This window comes from Pseudomonas sp. MONT-RG-20F-20-E-7-02, assembly GCF_022662395.1.
Classification (GTDB): Bacteria; Pseudomonadota; Gammaproteobacteria; order Pseudomonadales; family Pseudomonadaceae; genus Aquipseudomonas.
This window is the reverse complement of the sequence record NZ_JAKNQN010000004.1, coordinates 129,522-147,995: the sequence shown is the minus strand read 5'-3', so window position 1 is coordinate 147,995 and position 18,474 is coordinate 129,522. Positions and strand designations below refer to the sequence as shown.

14 protein-coding genes are annotated in these 18,474 nt (G+C 56.8%); 7 read left to right on the top strand and 7 right to left on the bottom strand.

Going from position 1 to position 18,474, the window contains the following annotated elements:
- Positions 1-4 precede the first annotated feature (4 nt).
- Both rsmG and mnmG read right to left on the bottom strand, forming a co-directional pair.
- Positions 5-649, bottom strand: a complete 645-nt coding sequence (gene rsmG / locus L8I05_RS13635; protein WP_159961259.1) for a 16S rRNA (guanine(527)-N(7))-methyltransferase RsmG — start codon at positions 647-649, stop codon at positions 5-7.
- Positions 646-2,538: a tRNA uridine-5-carboxymethylaminomethyl(34) synthesis enzyme MnmG gene (gene mnmG / locus L8I05_RS13630; protein WP_003195895.1), complete on the bottom strand. Its 1,893-nt coding sequence runs from the start codon at positions 2,536-2,538 to the stop codon at positions 646-648. Before mnmG ends, rsmG begins: the two co-directional genes overlap by 4 nt.
- Positions 2,539-3,092: 554 nt before the next feature.
- Here mnmG and L8I05_RS13625 point away from each other — a divergent pair.
- The 3 genes from L8I05_RS13625 to L8I05_RS13615 all read left to right on the top strand — a co-directional run bounded on the left by L8I05_RS13625 (position 3,093) and on the right by L8I05_RS13615 (position 7,074).
- Positions 3,093-3,599: a sigma-70 family RNA polymerase sigma factor gene (locus L8I05_RS13625; RefSeq protein ID WP_177016771.1), complete on the top strand. Its 507-nt coding sequence runs from the start codon at positions 3,093-3,095 to the stop codon at positions 3,597-3,599.
- A complete protein-coding gene (locus tag L8I05_RS13620) occupies positions 3,599-4,543 on the top strand; it encodes a FecR domain-containing protein (protein ID WP_242169535.1) in 945 nt (314 codons plus the stop codon). The genes L8I05_RS13625 and L8I05_RS13620 overlap by 1 nt, the downstream gene beginning before the upstream one ends.
- 92 nt (positions 4,544-4,635) lie before the next feature.
- Positions 4,636-7,074: a TonB-dependent siderophore receptor gene (locus L8I05_RS13615; protein ID WP_242169533.1), complete on the top strand. Its 2,439-nt coding sequence runs from the start codon at positions 4,636-4,638 to the stop codon at positions 7,072-7,074.
- Positions 7,075-7,093: 19 nt separating this feature from the next.
- Here the strand turns inward: L8I05_RS13615 and mnmE are convergent, their stop codons facing one another.
- The 5 genes from mnmE to rpmH form a co-directional block, all read right to left on the bottom strand.
- On the bottom strand, positions 7,094-8,464 hold the full coding sequence (mnmE, locus tag L8I05_RS13610; RefSeq protein WP_177016774.1) for a tRNA uridine-5-carboxymethylaminomethyl(34) synthesis GTPase MnmE: 1,371 nt from the start codon (positions 8,462-8,464) through the stop codon (positions 7,094-7,096).
- A gap of 79 nt (positions 8,465-8,543) precedes the next feature.
- Complete coding sequence (gene yidC / locus L8I05_RS13605) at positions 8,544-10,226, bottom strand: membrane protein insertase YidC (protein ID WP_159961271.1); 1,683 nt, start codon at positions 10,224-10,226, stop codon at positions 8,544-8,546.
- Positions 10,227-10,228: 2 nt separating this feature from the next.
- The gene (gene yidD, locus L8I05_RS13600) at positions 10,229-10,474 is read right to left on the bottom strand and encodes a membrane protein insertion efficiency factor YidD (protein ID WP_083355989.1); all 246 of its coding nucleotides are present in this window, start codon (positions 10,472-10,474) and stop codon (positions 10,229-10,231) included.
- The gene (gene rnpA, locus L8I05_RS13595; protein ID WP_026013533.1) at positions 10,467-10,871 is read right to left on the bottom strand and encodes a ribonuclease P protein component; all 405 of its coding nucleotides are present in this window, start codon (positions 10,869-10,871) and stop codon (positions 10,467-10,469) included. The genes yidD and rnpA overlap by 8 nt, the downstream gene beginning before the upstream one ends.
- 16 nt (positions 10,872-10,887) lie before the next feature.
- The gene (gene rpmH, locus L8I05_RS13590; RefSeq protein ID WP_003213577.1) at positions 10,888-11,022 is read right to left on the bottom strand and encodes a 50S ribosomal protein L34; all 135 of its coding nucleotides are present in this window, start codon (positions 11,020-11,022) and stop codon (positions 10,888-10,890) included.
- 585 nt (positions 11,023-11,607) lie between these two features.
- Between rpmH and dnaA the strand changes: the two genes are divergently transcribed.
- Genes dnaA through gyrB form a run of 4 tightly spaced genes read left to right on the top strand, consistent with a single transcriptional unit; the run spans position 11,608 to position 17,816 of the window.
- Positions 11,608-13,128, top strand: a complete 1,521-nt coding sequence (gene dnaA / locus L8I05_RS13585) for a chromosomal replication initiator protein DnaA (RefSeq protein WP_159953419.1) — start codon at positions 11,608-11,610, stop codon at positions 13,126-13,128.
- Positions 13,129-13,166: 38 nt separating this feature from the next.
- Positions 13,167-14,270, top strand: a complete 1,104-nt coding sequence (dnaN, locus tag L8I05_RS13580; RefSeq protein ID WP_057439291.1) for a DNA polymerase III subunit beta — start codon at positions 13,167-13,169, stop codon at positions 14,268-14,270.
- Positions 14,271-14,290: 20 nt separating this feature from the next.
- Positions 14,291-15,394, top strand: coding sequence for a DNA replication/repair protein RecF (recF, locus tag L8I05_RS13575; protein WP_010565854.1), 1,104 nt, complete (start codon positions 14,291-14,293; stop codon positions 15,392-15,394).
- 4 nt (positions 15,395-15,398) lie between these two features.
- The gene (gene gyrB, locus L8I05_RS13570) at positions 15,399-17,816 is read left to right on the top strand and encodes a DNA topoisomerase (ATP-hydrolyzing) subunit B (RefSeq protein WP_101265040.1); all 2,418 of its coding nucleotides are present in this window, start codon (positions 15,399-15,401) and stop codon (positions 17,814-17,816) included.
- Positions 17,817-18,474 lie beyond the last annotated feature (658 nt).

Sequence of the window (18,474 nt, the reverse complement as noted above, 5' to 3'; positions counted from 1 at the left end):
CCAATCATGCCGTGCGGCGCAGTATCAGCAGATGGCGTTGGCCTTGGCAACCGGGTACGGCCAAGGCGTGTTCGCTATCGAGGTGGAAGTCTGCCGGCAATGCTAACAGCTCGTCGCTTGGATGAACGCCCTTCATTGCCAGCCAACGGGTGTCGCGGTCGCCTAAGTGGCGGGTCCAGTTGCTGAAGTTCTCCATGCTGCTGAATGCCCGGGAAACAATTCCGTTGAAGGGCTGCTGCGGCGTGAAGGCTTCGACGCGACTGTGGATAACGTTGAGGTTATCCAGCTTGAGTTCGAGTTTGACCTGGGTCAGGAAGCGGGTTTTCTTGCCATTGCTGTCCAGGCACGTGACTTGCGACTCGGGAAACAGGATGGCCAGCGGGATGCCAGGCATGCCGCCGCCACTGCCCACGTCGAGCCAGCGACCGTTTTCGATAAACGGCATGACGCTCAGGCTGTCGAGCAGATGCCGCGAGACCATTTCGTCCGGGTCGCGCACTGCTGTGAGGTTGTAAGCCTTGTTCCATTTGATCAACAGGGCCAGATAACCCAGCAGCAATTCGTGCTGGGCTTCGGTCAGGTTGACGCCAAGCTGGCGAGCGCCTGTGGATAACTCTTCGGCGTGTTGCGAGGTGACCAACGAACTCAAGCGCTTTGCTCCAACTGACGGCCCGCGCCGCGTTTTTTCAAATGAATCATCAACAGCGAAATCGCTGCCGGGGTGACGCCCGGGATACGTGAAGCCTGGCCAAGTGTCTCCGGCCGAGTTATCCCCAGCTTGCTTTGGATTTCTTTCGACAACCCGGATATCCCGGTGTAATCGATATCCACAGGCAGCTTGGTGTCTTCACTGGCGCGCAGGCGAGCGATCTCGTCCTGTTGGCGATCAATGTAGCCGGCGTATTTGGTCTTGATTTCAACCTGTTCGGCGACCTGTGGGTCTTCTGCACCGTGGCCTGTCACTTCGACCAGACCAGCGTAGTCGATTTCCGGACGGGACAGCAGGTTCAGCAAGTTGTATTCGTGGGTCAGCGGCGTGCCGAATTTTTCGGCAATCGCGTCGCCCTGCTCGGTGCCTGGGCGAACCCAGGTACTTTTCAGACGCTGTTCTTCCAGCGCGATGCTTTCGCGTTTTTTGCAGAACGCAGCCCAGCGTGCGTCATCGACCAGGCCCAGCTCGCGACCTTTTTCGGTCAGGCGCAGGTCGGCGTTGTCTTCGCGCAGGATCAGGCGGTATTCGGCCCGGGACGTAAACATCCGGTACGGTTCCTGAGTCCCGAGAGTAATCAGGTCATCGACCAACACACCGATATACGCCTCATCGCGACGCGGGCACCAGCTGTCTTTGCCTTGTGCACGCAGTGCTGCGTTGGTCCCGGCCAGCAAACCTTGGGCGCCGGCTTCTTCGTAACCGGTGGTGCCGTTGATTTGCCCCGCGAAGAACAGGCCGCCGATCACTTTGGTTTCGAGGCTGTACTTCAGGTCACGCGGGTCGAAGTAGTCGTACTCGATGGCGTAGCCCGGGCGCACGATGTGGGCGTTTTCCATGCCGCGAATCGACTGCACGATCTGGATTTGCACATCGAACGGCAGGGAAGTGGAAATGCCGTTCGGGTACAGCTCGTGGGTGGTCAAGCCTTCGGGCTCGATGAAGACCTGGTGGCTTTCCTTGTCGGCAAAGCGGTGAATCTTGTCTTCGATCGATGGGCAATAACGCGGGCCGATGCCTTCGATCACCCCGGAATACATCGGCGAACGGTCGAGGTTCGCGGCAATGATTTCGTGGGTGCGGGCGTTGGTGTGGGTAATCCAGCAGCTGACCTGTTTGGGGTGCTGCTCTTTGGAACCCATGAACGACATCACCGGGATTGGCGTATCGCCGGCCTGTTCGGTCATCACCGAGAAATCCACAGAACGCCCGTCGATACGTGGCGGGGTCCCGGTTTTCAGGCGGCCGACGCGCAGCGGCAATTCACGCAGGCGTTTTGCCAAAGCAATCGACGGCGGATCGCCGGCGCGGCCACCGGAATAGTTCTGCATGCCGATGTGGATAAGTCCGCCGAGGAATGTACCGGTGGTCAACACCACGGATTCTGCGAAGAAACGCAGGCCCATTTGCGTGACAACACCGCGAACCTGGTCTTGTTCGACGATCAGGTCATCCGCTGCTTGCTGAAATATCCACAGGTTCGGCTGGTTTTCCAGGGTTTCGCGTACCGCGGCCTTGTACAGGATGCGGTCAGCTTGTGCCCGAGTAGCCCGTACGGCCGGGCCTTTGCGGCTGTTGAGCACGCGAAATTGAATACCACCCTTGTCGGTCGCCATGGCCATGACACCGCCGAGGGCGTCGATTTCCTTGACCAGATGGCTTTTGCCGATCCCGCCAATGGCGGGGTTGCAACTCATGGCACCGAGGGTTTCCACGTTGTGCGTCAGCAACAGGGTTTTAACGCCCATGCGTGCTGAGGCCAGTGCTGCCTCGGTACCGGCATGACCGCCGCCGATGACGATCACTTCAAAACGGGAAGGGAAATCCACCACGCACCTCGTGCCTGCTTATGTAGGTAATCAGGAATTGATTGTTGAAAGAGTTTTAGAGCTTTGGCGGCAAGTATAGGGACTTAGCCCTTCCTAAAGAACCCTTTGCACAAAATTTAACCAGCTGTGGATGAATCACAGACAATAGAAATTAAAAAGAAAGAAATTTATAAGATCTTTGTTTTTATGTTTATTTCTACTGAGCCTACTTTCTGTGGATAGATCTCTACAGGCCTTAATTTTCGTTGTGTACAGCGATTCAAAAGTCTGTGGTCATGTGCCAACGAGGCCCTTGGATAAGTGCTTTAAGCCTGTGGATTAAACAGGTGGTTATCCACAGAGAGGTTTTTACTCAGGTTTCAGGCCCTGTTATCAACTGGGCACAAGGGCGGTTATTCACAGGGCTTAATCCACAGAAATGGTGTATTTCGCCCACGACGACACCACCGAAATCCTGAGACCTGGCAAACAACACTTCAAAAACGGAGCTATTGTGAGAAATCGGTGTGGCAGTTAATAATAGTAATTATCATTAACCTAGCTCATCGCGCCCTATGCCTCCTCCATCCCACTCGGTTGCAGTCCAGCACATCTATGAGCAGCACCATTCGTGGCTGCAAGGGTGGCTAAAAGGTAAGTTGCATAACGCCTGCGATGCGGCCGATGTGGCCCACGATACGTTCGTGCGTATTTTGGGCGGGCGGCATGCGGCACAGATCCTCGAACCCCGGGACTACCTGGCAACCATCGCTAGAGGTTTGGTGATTGACCGCTATCGCCGGCATGCGATTGAACAGGCTTATAAACAGTCGTTGGCTGAGCGCCCCGAAGCCACTGCCATCAGTGAAGAAGACAAGGCCATCATCATTGAAACCCTGGTGGCTGTGGATAAAGCCCTGGCTGACCTTGGCGATCGAGCCCGACGAATTTTCATGCTGTCGCAGATCGAGGGCCTGACTTATCAACAAATCGCCGACCAACTGCAGGTCTCGCTGACCACCGTAAAGAAACACATGATTCGCGCCCTGACTGAATGCTCATTGCTCATGGCCAGCCTGTAATGGCCGCCCCGGACCGCAAGGTTTTCGAAGCGGCTGCCAGTTGGTACGTGCAGTTTCAATCGCAACCGCCTACGCCCGCTGAGCGGCATGCCTGGCAGCAGTGGCTCAATGGCGACCCTGCGCATCAGGCGGCGTGGAATCAGATGGAGCAAATTCAGCGCAGCCTTGGCGCTCTGCCGCAGGATTTCACCCGTCGCGCTTTATCGGCCACGCAACAACGGCGGCAGGTGCTCAAGTGGATGCTGGTGCTGGGCGGCACCGGTTATCTGGGCTGGAACGTCCAAGAACACACGTCGCTGGGTAGTGTCTGGGCGGATTACCGCACACGTATCGGTGAACGGCGACGCATCGAGCTGGCCGATGGCACTCGTATTGACCTCAATACCAGCACCGCCATTGATGTGGCGTTCGACGGGCGCCAGCGTTTGGTCCGCCTGCGCGAGGGCGAGGTACTTATCCACACCGGCAAACTGGGTGGGCAGACGCCTTTTTATGTCGACACCCACCAAGGTCGGGTTCAGGCGTTGGGCACTCGGTTTACCGTGCGCCAGTTGCCGGATTCGACGCGTGTGGGTGTGCTCGAAGATCGGGTGAGCGTTTCGCCTGCTGATCAACCGGAGCACAGCCGATTATTGAAAGCTGGAGAAAGCGCTGACTTCGACCGCCAGAACATCGCCCCCAACCAAGCCTATCGCAGCATCCAGACCGCTTGGGTCGATGGCCAGGTGATCGTTCTCGACGCTCGGCTTGGGGATCTGATCAACGACCTGGCGCGTTATCGCCCAGGTGTCCTGCAGTGCGATTCGGCTTCTGCCGGGCTGCGGGTCTCGGGAACGTTTCGCCTCGACTCCACCGATGCAGTCCTGGCCAACCTGCAAGCCACGCTGCCGATCCAGGTGAAATATTTCACTCGCTATTGGGTCTCGGTGAAGCGCGTTGGTTGAACGCAAAAAATAATCCACAGGGGGGTTATCTTTTTTTTACCTGGCCCGGCCCTACAGGTAATCACGACGTTACCTTCAGGGCTTACCCACCTATGCGCCTCCCAACCAAGTTTCGCCAACGACTCTCTTACCACGGCATGACCTACGGTTTACTGCTGGCCACGGCGACTACGGCCGGTGTTGTGTTGTCCACAGGCGCCATGGCCGCCAGCGTCGCGCAACACTACACCATCGCTGCCGGCCCACTGGATGCCGCCTTGAGCCAGTTTGCCGCCAAGGCTAATGTGATTCTGTCGTTCTCGCCGCAGCAGACCGCGCGTTTGAATACGCCTGGGCTGGAAGGTGACTACTCGATTGATCAAGGCTTTGCGCTGTTGCTGCAAAACTCTGGGTTGCAGGCAGTCACGCAAGCCCCCGGAAGCTATGTATTGCAGGCGGCACCGGCCGGGCAACTGACGCTGGCACCGACGACTGTGAGCACTTATCAACAGCTCGGTTTCAATCAAGACATTGCTGGCGATGTGGGCTACAAGGCGCAAAACAGCCGCATCGGCACCAAGACCAGCACGCCGCTCTCGGAAACCCCGCGTTCGGTTTCGGTGGTTACTGGCCAACGTATCAAGGATCAGAAGTCGCAAACGCTGACGGACGTATTGGGTTACGTACCGGGGATCTTCGCGCCACCTTTTGCCGCCGGCGACGGCCTGGCCGGTGACCTGTTCTTCATTCGTGGCTTCAACGCCACGGATTATGGCTACGGCCTGCTGCGCGATGGCCTTCGGGTGCAGGGCAATCGGTATGACACCACCAGCGAACCGTATGGACTGGAGCGCGTCGAGATTTTCCGTGGCCCGTCTTCCCTGCTCTACGGGGAAAACGCGCCCGGCGGGCTGGTCAACCTGGTCAGCAAACACCCAACGACTGCGCCCCAGGGCGAGGTGCAATTGGGTTACGGCTCCAACAATCGACGCCAGTTGGGTGTGGATATCTCGGGCCCGCTCAATGACAGCGACAACATCCTCGGCCGCGTGGTCATGTTGGGACGCAAATCCGACACTCAAACCGATCACGTTCCTGATGATCGCTTGTACATCGCACCGTCCCTGACCCTGAACTTCGACGACTACAACACCCTGACGCTGCTGGCCAACTACCAGAAGGACCATACCAATCTGGAACTTGGCTTACCGGCCGCCGGCACGTTGCTGAATAACCCCAATGGCAAGCTGTCCAAACACACCATGCTTGGCGACCCGGACTGGAACACCTTCGAACGGGAAGCCTGGAGCGCCGGCTACGAGTTCAGCCATAGCTTCAATGATGATTGGCAGTTCCGCCAGAACTCGCGCTACATGCAGTCACGCATCAACCGCCATGAAACCTGGCCCGGCGCGCTGAACAATCGCGGCTTCGGCACCCAGCTGAACATGACCGCCTACGACCGCTACAACAAGTCCATGGTCTATTCGCTGGATAACCAGCTCGAGGGCAAATTCGAGGTGGGCGGCCTGGAAAACACCGTGCTGTTTGGCGCCAGCTACGACCGCACCTCGTTCAATCAAGACTGGGATGCAGGCTTTGCCGGCACCATCAATGTGTATAACCCGGTGTACCTGCGCGATCCGCTCACGCCTATCGCGGTTCAAAACACCCTGCTCGAACAGCAGATGAAGGGCGTTTATGCACAGGTACAGAGCAAATATGACCACTGGCTGTTCCTGCTGGGCGGTCGCCAGGACTGGGTCGACAGTGATTTCCGCGACAAAGTGAACAAGGCCAGCAACACCGGCTCCGAAGACAAGAAGTTCACGTACCAGGGCGGCGTGATGTACCAGTTCGACAACGGCCTGACGCCGTATGTCAGCTACTCCACCGCCTTTGTCCCGGTGCAGCAGATCTCCAACGCCGGTGCGCCGCTGAAGCCGATCACCAGCAGCCAATACGAAGTGGGTGTGAAGTACGAACCGATTGGCTGGGACACCGCGATGACGCTGTCGGTGTATGACCTGCGCAAGCAAGACGACACGTATCTGGATGCTACCACCAACAGCTATCGCCAAGTCGGCGAGAGCCGCGCCAAAGGTGCGGAAGTGGAGATCAACAGCAACATCACCCCCAACCTGAATATGACTGCGGCCTACACTTACACCGACGCAAGGATTACCAAGGATTCCGCCACATCATTGGTCGAAGGGCGCCAAATGACTGGGGTTCCACGCAACCAGGCGTCGGTATGGGGCAAATATCGCTTCCTCGATGGTCAGCTGAAGGGCTTGTCTCTGGGCGGCGGTGTGCGCTACTTCGACAGCACCTTTTCCTACACAGCACCGACGCTGTACGGAAAGCTGGATGCCGGAAGCGTCACGTTGGTGGATGCGGCCATCGGTTATCAGATCGACAAACACTGGTCGGTGGATGTGAACGCCAAGAACCTGTTCGACAAGGAATACGTATCCGGTTGCAACGATGCGGGGCGTTGCTATTGGGGTGACAGCCGTACCTTGCTCGGTACGGTGTCCTACAACTGGTAGAGCGCTGTGGATAACGCCGCTATTTGCCGATACAGAAGCTGGAAAAGATCCGTCCCAACAGATCATCCGAGCTGAACGCGCCGGTGATCTCGCCCAACAGCTGCTGCGCCTGACGCAAATCCTCAGCCAGCAGCTCCCCTGCCCCCGCCAAGGTCAGTTGTGCCCGACCGTGCTCCAACGCCGCGCTGGCATGACGCAGCGCCTCCAGGTGCCTGCGGCGTGCGCTGAAGCTGCTCTCCGAGGTTTGCTCATAGCCCATGCAGGCCTTGAGATGGTCGCGCAACAATTCCAAGCCATCGCCGGCCGACTTTGCGCTCAAGCTGATGGTGACATGGCCGTCCTCGCTGGTTTCCATGGCAATGGCTTCGCCGGTCAGGTCAGCCTTGTTGCGAATTAAGGTGACCTTCGCCGGGTCCGGCCGCTGTTCGAGGAATTCTGGCCACAGCGCAAAAGGATCCACAGCCTCTGGCGCCGTGGCATCCACCACTAGCAGTACTCGATCCGCTTCGCCGATAGCCTTGAGTGCACGCTCTACGCCGATCTTTTCGACCTGGTCATCGGTGTCGCGCAAACCGGCCGTGTCGACCACGTGCAGGGGCATGCCATCGATGTGGATATGTTCGCGCAAGATATCCCGGGTGGTGCCGGCAATCTCGGTAACGATGGCCGCTTCGCGACCTGCCAGGGCATTGAGCAGGCTCGACTTGCCGGCATTCGGTCGGCCGGCAATCACCACTGTCATACCGTCACGCAGCAAGGCGCCCTGCCCGGCTTCGCGCAGTACTGTGGATAACTCATCACGAACCTTATCGAGCATCGCCAGGACATGGCCATCGGCAAGGAAGTCGATTTCTTCCTCCGGGAAATCAATCGCGGCCTCGACGTAGATGCGCAGGCTGATCAACTGCTCGGTCAAGTTATGCACACGCAACGAAAAGGCCCCCTGCAACGAGCGCAATGCATTGCGCGCTGCCTGTGCAGAACTCGCTTCGATCAAGTCGGCAATGGCTTCAGCCTGGGCCAGGTCGAGTTTGTCATTCAGGAACGCACGCTCGCTGAATTCCCCCGGACGCGCCAAGCGGCAGCCCAACTGCAGGCAGCGCTGCAGCAACATATCCAGGACCACTGGGCCGCCGTGGCCCTGTAATTCGAGTACGTCTTCGCCGGTGAACGAGTTGGGGCCGGGAAAATACAGCGCCAGGCCTTCGTCCAATACGGTTTTATCGGCATCCAGAAAGGGGCCGTAATGGGCATATCGCGGTTTCAACTCACGGCCGCTGATGGCCTGGGCTGCCACACCCGCCAGCGGCCCGGAAATTCGAACGATACCGACACCGCCGCGACCTTGAGCGGTGGCGACAGCAGCGATGGTTTCACGAGGAGCGCTCATCAGCAGGTTCCAGAACAAAAGTGACGGAAAGCAAAACGCCCCACTAGGGGGCGTCTTGAGTGGTTATCCACAGAGTAAATTACGCCGCAGCTTTTTTGGTAGCCGCTTCGATTTTACGTGTGATGTACCACTGTTGAGAGATCGACAACACGTTGTTGACCACCCAGTACAGCACCAGACCAGCAGGGAACCACAGGAAGAAGAAGGTGAAGATGATTGGCATCATTTTCATTACCTTGGCCTGCATCGGATCCGGCGGAGTCGGGTTCAAACGCTGCTGGATGAACATGGTCGCGCCCATGATGATCGGCAGGATAAAGAACGGGTCTTTGATCGACAGGTCAGTTATCCACAGCATGAACGGCGCCTGGCGCATTTCCACGCTTTCCAGGAGTACCCAGTACAGCGAGAGGAATACCGGCATCTGTACCAGAATAGGCAAGCATCCACCCAGCGGGTTGATCTTCTCTTTCTTGTACAGCTCCATCATGGCCTGCGACATTTTCTGCCGGTCGTCACCATGTTGCTCTTTCAGCGCCGCCAGTTTCGGGGCCACGGCACGCATGCGCGCCATCGACTTGTAGCTGGCTGCCGACAGCGGGAAGAAGATCCCCTTGATCAGCATGGTCAGGAAGATGATCGAGAAGCCCCAGTTGCCGACGATGCTGTGGATATGTTGCAGCAGCCAGAAGATCGGCTGGGCAATGAACCACAGAATGCCGTAATCCACAGTCAGTTCCAGACCTGGGGACAACTCTTTCAGCACTGCCTGGCTTTTCGGGCCGGCGTACAGAGTGGCACTGGTTTCAGCCTTGGCACCTGGTGCGACGGTCAACGCCGGGCCAGTGAAACCAATGATGTAGTTGCCTTGGCTGTCTTTGCGGGTTTGAACCAGGTTGGCTTCACCCTTGTTCGGGATCCATGCGGTCACGAAGTAGTGTTGCAACCAGGCAACCCAGCCGCCTTGGACAGTTTCTTTCAGCGCGCCCTTGTCGATATCTTTCATCGACACTTTTTTGTACGGCTCGCTACTTGTCCACAGGGCGGCGCCCAGGTAAGTCGCGGTGCCGGTGGCAGTGCTGGAAGAAGGATCGGCGCTGTTATCACGCTTGAGCTGGGCAAACAGGTTGCCGCTCCAAGGCTTGGCGCTTTCGTTGTCGATCAGATAAGTGACTTTCAGATCGTACAAACCGCGGGTGAAGCTGAAACGCTTGATGTAGTTGACGCCGTCCTGACTGAATTTCAGGTCAACGTTCAACTGGTTCTGGCCATCAGCCAGTTGATAAGTCTTCTGTTCGGTCGAATAAACCGGACGACCGGTAGCACGCGCATCAGGACCGTCGGTGCCGGTCAGGCCACTTTGTGCCAGATAAGTACGTTCACCACCGTTGTCGAACAGTTGGAACGGAACATCCGGATGGTCTTGGCGACGTGGATACAGCGGCAGTTTCAACTGCGCGATATCACCACCTTGTGGGTCGATAGCCAGGTCGAGCACATCCGTTTTAACGTGGATGAGGTCTTTATTGGTGACCACTGGCGTTTCTAGAGGGGCGTTTGTCTCGCCATTCGCGCTGGGAACATCGGCACTCGCGGACGCATTGTTACCCAACGGAGTGTCCGGAATAGCCGGCGCAGCCTGATTGGTAGCAACATTCTGAGTCGGCAGGGCAGCCTGGCCATAGTCCTGGTTCCACTTAAGAACCATGACGTAGGACACGATTGCCAGGGCGACGATCAGGATCGTGCGTTTAATATCCATGATTACTCGGCCATCGAAGAAGAACGGGAGGTAGGGATAGGTGGAACCGGGTCATAACCACCGGGATTCCACGGATGACAGCGGCCTAAACGACGAAAGGCCAGCCAGCCACCGCGCAGAAGACCATGATTTTCTATGGCCTCTAACGCGTAGCAGGAACAACTGGGGTAGAAACGACAGTGGTCAGCCATCAGAGGACTAATGGCATAACGGTAAAACTGGATCGGAACGAGGGCCAGTTTACGCATTGGTGCTGTCTACCCCTACAGTTTCGGTGCTGACTGCTGGTGCTGGCTTGTTGGTACGCGCCAAACGTTTCCAGAGCTTGCCGAAATGCTGAATCAATTCGGGGTTTTCTACGTCCCCCAAGCCTTTGCGCGCGACGATAACAATATCCCAACCAACCAGAGTGTCCTGGTGGAGGCGAAACGATTCGCGCATCAGACGCTTGAGGCGATTGCGCTCAACGGAGAGCTTTACGCTCTTCTTGCCGATCACCAACCCGAGACGGGGGTGATCCAGATCGTTGTTACGCGCAAGGAGCAGGAGATTTTTCCCCGGAACCTTGCCGGTGGGGGAGTCAAAGACTGCCTTGAAGTGCCGGGGGGTTAGCAGACGCTTTTCCCGACTGAAGTCCTGACTCACCACCAGTACCGGATTATCAAACTGCCAGACGCGCACGACCTTTGGCGCGGCGACGCGACAGGACAGCACGGCCGTTCTTGGTAGCCATGCGAGCACGGAAGCCGTGAGTACGGGCGCGTTTGATGGTGCTTGGTTGGAAAGTACGTTTCATGGCGTTGTTACCTGGTTCGTCCACAACGGGCCGGAATGGCCCCCGTTTTAAGAGACCGGCGATTCTAGAGAAAGCAAGCCTCTAGGTCAATTTCCAACCAGCTTTTCCTTTAATTAGATCTTTGCAGGCCACCAGGCCTTTTTTGCCCACTCGGCTTTCATGAGCAATGCCATAGATATAAAAATAAAGAAGGAAGTTATTTAAAGCTTTTCTGTAAAGCTTATAAAAGCTAGGCAGGCGATCTTCTGTGGATAACTGCCTTAAGCCCATATTCCACCTGATGTACAGAGAATGACAACTAGGCGGGGAAGCGGTGCTTAGCCTGTGCTGCACTGTCGGATAAGCTGTGGGTGGAATGGGTTGTTATCCACAGGCCAGTTACCCACAGACTTTCGACCCCACTTGTGCAACGAGCTTAGGGGCGCTTATCCACAGAGCTTATGCACAGACCATTGGTCGCCTTTTTTACGGTTAACGCATTGATTTTGGGTGCTCTGTGAGCAACCTACATGTGGATAAGTGGACGACTGGCCGCTACAATGGCGGCTGTTTTTGCCTCACCGGCTTTCAACTTAGGGGATATCCGTGTCAGTGGAACTTTGGCAGCAGTGCGTGGAGCTTTTGCGCGAAGAGCTGCCTGCCCAGCAATTCAACACCTGGATCCGTCCGCTACAGGTCGAAGCCGAAGGCGACGAGTTGCGTGTCTACGCGCCGAATCGCTTTGTTCTCGATTGGGTTAACGAGAAATACCTGAGCCGCGTTCTCGAATTGCTCGACGAACACGGCAACGGCCTTGCGCCCGTGCTTTCCTTATTAATAGGCAGCAAACGTAGCTCTGCACCGCGTGCAGCGCCGAATGCGCCGTTGGCCGCCAGTGCTTCGCAGGCTCAGGCCGCTGCGGCACCTGTTAATAACTCGCCAGCGCCCGTTGCCCAGACGCCTGCAAAATCCGCATCGCAGAAAAACGCGCCTATAAATGAAGAGCCGTCCCGCGACAGCTTCGACCCGATGGCCGGCGCCAGCTCCCAGCAAGCACCAGTGCGTGCCGAACAGCGCACCGTGCAGGTTGAAGGCGCGCTCAAGCACACCAGCTACTTGAACCGCACGTTCACCTTTGAAAACTTCGTCGAAGGTAAATCCAACCAGCTGGCCCGCGCGGCCGCCTGGCAGGTCGCCGACAACCCCAAGCACGGTTACAACCCACTCTTCCTTTATGGTGGCGTTGGCTTGGGTAAGACTCACTTGATGCATGCGGTGGGTAATCACCTATTAAAGAAGAACCCGAATGCCAAGGTTGTGTACCTGCACTCGGAGCGCTTCGTGGCTGACATGGTCAAGGCCCTGCAGCTGAACGCAATCAACGAATTCAAGCGTTTCTACCGTTCCGTTGATGCCTTGCTGATCGATGACATTCAATTCTTCGCGCGCAAGGAACGTTCTCAGGAAGAGTTTTTCCACACGTTCAACGCCTTGCTCGAAGGCGGCCAGCAGGTCATCTTGACCAGCGACCGTTACCCGAAGGAAATCGAAGGCCTGGAAGAACGCTTGAAGTCGCGCTTTGGCTGGGGCCTGACCGTTGCGGTAGAGCCGCCGGAGCTGGAAACCCGCGTCGCCATCCTGATGAAAAAGGCCGACCAGGCGAAAGTCGATCTGCCGCACGACGCTGCTTTCTTTATCGCCCAACGTATTCGCTCCAACGTGCGTGAGCTGGAAGGCGCGCTCAAGCGGGTCATCGCTCACTCGCACTTCATGGGCCGCGACATCACCATCGAGTTGATTCGTGAATCCCTGAAAGACTTGTTGGCACTGCAGGACAAGCTGGTGAGTGTGGATAACATCCAGCGCACCGTGGCTGAGTACTACAAGATCAAGATATCCGACCTGCTGTCCAAGCGCCGCTCGCGCTCAGTGGCACGTCCACGTCAGGTAGCGATGGCGCTCTCCAAAGAGCTGACCAACCACAGCCTGCCGGAAATCGGTGATGTGTTTGGCGGTCGCGACCACACCACGGTCTTGCACGCGTGCCGCAAGATCAACGAACTTAAGGAATCCGACGCGGATATTCGCGAGGACTACAAGAACCTGCTGCGTACACTGACAACTTGATGACACCAGCGCAGCTTATTAAGGCAAGGGACTAGACCATGCATTTCACCATTCAACGCGAAGCCCTGTTGAAACCCCTGCAACTGGTCGCAGGCGTCGTCGAGCGCCGACAGACCTTGCCGGTGCTCTCCAACGTATTGCTGGTTGTCGAAGGCCAGCAATTGTCCTTGACCGGCACTGACCTTGAAGTCGAACTGGTCGGCCGCGTGCAGCTGGAAGAGCCTGCTGAACCGGGCGAGATCACTGTGCCGGCGCGCAAGCTGATGGATATCTGCAAGAGCTTGCCCAACGACGCGCTGATCGACATCAAGGTTGATGAGCAGAAGCTGGTGGTCAAGGCCGGTCGCAGCCGCTTTACCCTGTCGACGTTGCCTGCCAACGATTTCCCAACGGTGGAAGAAGGCCCGGGCTCGCTGACCTGCAGCCTTGAGCAAAGCAGGCTGCGTCGTTTGATCGAGCGCACCAGTTTCGCCATGGCTCAACAGGACGTGCGTTACTACCTCAACGGCATGCTGTTGGAAGTGTCGGAAGGCATCATCCGCGCGGTGGCCACCGACGGTCACCGTCTGGCCATGTGCTCGATGAAAGCTGACATCGGCCAGCCGGATCGCCATCAAGTGATCGTGCCGCGTAAAGGTATCCTTGAACTGGCGCGTCTGCTCACCGAGCCGGACGGCAACGTCAGCATCGTCCTGGGCCAGCACCACATCCGCGCTACTACCGGCGAGTTCACCTTCACCTCCAAATTGGTCGACGGCAAGTTCCCGGATTACGAGCGCGTGCTGCCTAAAGGTGGCGACAAGCTGGTGATTGGTGATCGTCAGGCCCTGCGTGAAGCATTCAGCCGTACCGCGATTCTGTCGAACGAAAAGTACCGTGGTATCCGTCTGCAACTGGCTAACGGCCAATTGAAAATCCAGGCGAATAACCCTGAGCAGGAAGAAGCCGAAGAAGAAGTGGGCGTTGACTACAACGGCGGCTCGCTGGAGATCGGTTTCAACGTGAGCTACCTGCTGGACGTATTGGGTGTGATGACCACCGAACAGGTTCGCCTGATTCTGTCGGACTCCAACAGCAGCGCCCTGGTGCAAGAATCCGATAACGACGACTCGGCTTACGTTGTTATGCCGATGCGCCTGTAATCATGCTCAGCAGAAGCTAGATGTCCCTCAGTCGCGTCTCGGTCACCGCGGTGCGCAATCTGCACCCGGTGACCTTCTCCCCTTCCCCCCGCATCAATATCCTCCACGGCGCCAACGGCAGTGGCAAAACCAGCGTGCTGGAAGCCATTCATTTGCTGGGGCTCGCCCGTTCTTTTCGCAGCGCACGCCTGTTGCCGGTGATTCAGTACGAACAACTGGCCTGTACGGTGTTCGGCCAAGTCGAATTGGCCGAAGGCGGTCATAGCAGCCTGGGGATATCGCGAGATCGCGGCGGTGAATTTCAAATTCGCATTGATGGGCAAAATGCTCGCAGTGCTGCGCAATTGGCGGAAATCCTGCCATTGCAGCTGATCAACCCCGATAGCTTCCGCTTGTTGGAAGGCGCACCCAAAATCCGCAGGCAATTCCTCGATTGGGGAGTGTTCCACGTGGAACCGCGTTTCATGGCCACTTGGCAGCGCCTGCAGAAGGCCCTGCGACAGCGGAACTCATGGCTGCGGCATGGTACACTTGACGCCGCTTCGCAAGCAGCCTGGGACCGGGAACTGTGCCTGGCCAGCGACGAAATAGATGAATACCGACGCGCCTATATCAAAGCCTTGAAACCAGTCTTTGAGCAGACCTTGAGTGAGTTGTTGGATCTCGAGGGCCTGACGCTGAGCTACTACCGTGGTTGGGATAAAGAACGTGAGCTGAGCGCAGTGCTCGCCACGTCCTTGCAACGGGATCAGCAAATTGGCCATACGCAAGCAGGCCCCCAACGGGCTGATCTGCGCCTTAGATTAGGCGCACATAATGCCGCGGATATCTTGTCTCGCGGTCAGCAGAAGTTGGTGGTGTGTGCGCTGCGCATTGCCCAAGGGCATTTGGTTAGCCAAGCCCGGCGCGGTCAGTGTATTTATCTGGTGGATGACTTGCCGTCCGAACTCGACGAGCAACACCGCCGCGCGTTATGCCGCTTGTTGGAAGACTTACGCTGCCAGGTGTTTATCACCTGTGTGGACCACGAATTATTGAGGGAAGGCTGGCAGACGGAAACGCCAGTCGCTTTGTTCCACGTGGAACAAGGCCGTATCACCCAGACCCACGACCATCGGGAGTGAAGGCATGAGCGAAGAAAACACGTACGACTCGACCAGCATTAAAGTGCTGAAAGGTTTGGATGCCGTACGCAAACGTCCCGGTATGTACATCGGCGACACCGATGATGGTAGCGGTCTGCACCACATGGTGTTCGAGGTGGTCGACAACTCCATCGACGAAGCTTTGGCCGGTCACTGCGACGACATCAGCATTATCATCCACCCGGATGAGTCCATCACCGTGCGCGACAACGGTCGCGGTATTCCGGTAGATGTGCACAAAGAAGAAGGCGTTTCGGCGGCAGAGGTCATCATGACCGTGCTCCACGCCGGCGGTAAGTTCGACGACAACTCCTATAAAGTCTCCGGCGGTTTGCACGGTGTAGGTGTGTCGGTAGTGAACGCCCTGTCTGAAGAGCTGATCCTGACTGTTCGCCGTAGCGGCAAAATCTGGGAACAGACTTACGTGCACGGTGTGCCACAAGAGCCGATGAAAATCGTTGGCGACAGTGAATCCACCGGTACGCAGATCCACTTCAAGCCATCGGCTGAAACCTTCAAGAATATCCACTTCAGCTGGGACATCCTGGCCAAGCGTATTCGCGAACTGTCCTTCCTCAACTCCGGTGTGGGTATCGTCCTCAAGGACGAGCGCAGCGGCAAGGAAGAACTGTTCAAGTACGAAGGCGGCCTGCGTGCGTTCGTTGAATACCTGAACACCAACAAGACTGCGGTCAACCAGGTGTTCCACTTCAACATCCAGCGTGAAGACGGCATCGGCGTGGAAATCGCCCTGCAGTGGAACGACAGCTTCAACGAGAACCTGTTGTGCTTCACCAACAACATTCCACAGCGCGACGGCGGTACTCACTTGGTGGGTTTCCGTTCGGCACTGACGCGTAACCTGAACACCTACATCGAAGCCGAAGGCTTGGCCAAGAAGCACAAAGTCGCCACCACCGGTGACGATGCACGTGAAGGCCTGACCGCGATTATCTCGGTGAAAGTGCCGGATCCGAAGTTCAGCTCCCAGACCAAAGACAAGCTGGTGTCTTCCGAAGTGAAGACGGCAGTGGAACAGGAGATGGGTAAATACTTCTCCGACTTCCTGCTGGAGAACCCGAACGAAGCCAAGCTGGTCGTCGGTAAGATGATCGACGCGGCGCGTGCCCGTGAAGCGGCGCGTAAAGCCCGTGAGATGACCCGCCGTAAAGGCGCGCTGGATATCGCTGGCCTGCCAGGCAAACTGGCTGACTGCCAGGAGAAGGACCCTGCCCTCTCCGAACTGTACCTGGTGGAAGGTGACTCTGCTGGCGGTTCCGCCAAGCAGGGTCGTAACCGTCGCACCCAGGCCATCCTGCCGTTGAAAGGTAAGATCCTCAACGTTGAGAAGGCCCGCTTCGACAAGATGATTTCCTCTCAGGAAGTCGGCACCTTGATCACGGCGTTGGGCTGCGGTATTGGCCGCGATGAGTACAACATCGACAAGTTGCGTTATCACAACATCATCATCATGACCGATGCTGACGTCGACGGTTCGCACATTCGTACCCTGCTGTTGACCTTCTTCTTCCGTCAGTTGCCGGAGCTGATCGAGCGTGGCTACATCTACATCGCTCAGCCACCGTTGTACAAAGTGAAAAAGGGCAAGCAAGAGCAGTACATCAAAGACGACGATGCCATGGAAGAGTACATGACGCAGTCGGCCCTGGAAGACGCGAGCCTGCACTTGAACGACGAAGCGCCGGGCATTTCCGGTGAAGCGCTGGAACGTCTGGTTAATGACTTCCGCATGGTGATGAAGACCCTCAAGCGTCTGTCGCGCCTGTACCCTCAGGAACTGACCGAGCACTTCATCTACCTGCCATCGGTGAGCCTGGAACAGCTGGGCGATCACGCACACATGCAGAATTGGCTGGCCCAGTACGAAGTTCGCCTGCGCACTTCGGAGAAGTCTGGCCTGGTCTACAAAGCCAGCCTGCGTGAAGACCGTGAACGTAACGTGTGGCTGCCAGAGGTTGAACTTATCTCCCATGGCCTGTCGAACTACGTCACCTTCAACCGCGACTTCTTCGGCAGTAACGACTACAAAACCGTCGTTACCCTCGGTGCGCAATTGAGCACGCTGCTGGACGACGGTGCTTACATTCAGCGTGGCGAACGCAAGAAGCAGGTCAAGGAATTCAAGGAAGCCCTTGATTGGCTGATGGCGGAAAGCACCAAGCGTCACACCATCCAGCGATACAAAGGTCTGGGCGAGATGAACCCGGATCAGCTGTGGGAAACCACCATGGACCCGGCTCAGCGTCGCATGCTGCGTGTGACCATCGAAGACGCCATTGGCGCTGATCAGATCTTCAACACCCTGATGGGTGATGCGGTCGAGCCTCGTCGTGACTTCATCGAGAGCAATGCCTTGGCAGTGTCCAACCTGGACTTCTGATCAGGTGTTGGCTCATAGAGCAGTGGCGACGTTTCGCAAATAAACGGTTCAGCCATACTAAGAAAGCCCGCGAATAGCGGGCTTTTTTTGTGCTTAATGGCTCGTGTAGGTTCACACTTTAAATGCGTTTTTCACGAATAAATGGTTCGGCTAATCTGTTAACTCCAACGCTGAATTGACCCACCCTCAAGTCAACACAAATCCAGGAAAAGTATTGGTTCGCGAGGAGTCTGCCCGGGTCAGTGATATCTCGGCAACTGGGTCAATTCGGCGCCGGCGCCAACAAAGGTACGATCAGATTTGTCGATACGCTGCTCGCCCACAGCTTCAACACTGGATCGCCTTGGATGATGATGTGCAAGGCTGGGCCGAGGGCCTGGCGGAAAAACTGATTGCCTGTGCGCCCGAATTTGGGCTCCGCTCCCGTGAGACTCAAGCGGAGCTTCAAAGTGGGTTGAGTGAGATGTGTCTGCTATCAGGGCGTGCTTAAAGCTTCCTCACACAAACATCTGTTCGTGCTCATCCTTGAATCTCTTCAATTTTTGTATTCAGCATTGTTAGGGGCTATTCATCCCAATCAGCGGGCTCACAAATAAGACGATTCTCAGACAGCGTTAGGGCTACCTACACTGACTAAAACGGGCGTCCCTTAGGAGGC

Bases quoted from the DNA above. Each gene is read 5' to 3' on its own strand.
- gyrB (WP_101265040.1), top strand. From the start codon at position 15,399: ATGAGCGAAGAAAACACGTACGACTCGACCAGCATTAAAGTGCTGAAA.
- L8I05_RS13620 (WP_242169535.1), top strand. From the start codon at position 3,599: ATGGCCGCCCCGGACCGCAAGGTTTTCGAAGCGGCTGCCAGTTGGTAC.
- yidD (WP_083355989.1), bottom strand. From the start codon at position 10,474: ATGCGTAAACTGGCCCTCGTTCCGATCCAGTTTTACCGTTATGCCATT.
- L8I05_RS13615 (WP_242169533.1), top strand. From the start codon at position 4,636: ATGCGCCTCCCAACCAAGTTTCGCCAACGACTCTCTTACCACGGCATG.
- L8I05_RS13625 (WP_177016771.1), top strand. From the start codon at position 3,093: ATGCCTCCTCCATCCCACTCGGTTGCAGTCCAGCACATCTATGAGCAG.
- yidC (WP_159961271.1), bottom strand. From the start codon at position 10,226: ATGGATATTAAACGCACGATCCTGATCGTCGCCCTGGCAATCGTGTCC.
- dnaN (WP_057439291.1), top strand. From the start codon at position 13,167: ATGCATTTCACCATTCAACGCGAAGCCCTGTTGAAACCCCTGCAACTG.
- rpmH (WP_003213577.1), bottom strand. From the start codon at position 11,022: ATGAAACGTACTTTCCAACCAAGCACCATCAAACGCGCCCGTACTCAC.
- recF (WP_010565854.1), top strand. From the start codon at position 14,291: ATGTCCCTCAGTCGCGTCTCGGTCACCGCGGTGCGCAATCTGCACCCG.
- mnmE (WP_177016774.1), bottom strand. From the start codon at position 8,464: ATGAGCGCTCCTCGTGAAACCATCGCTGCTGTCGCCACCGCTCAAGGT.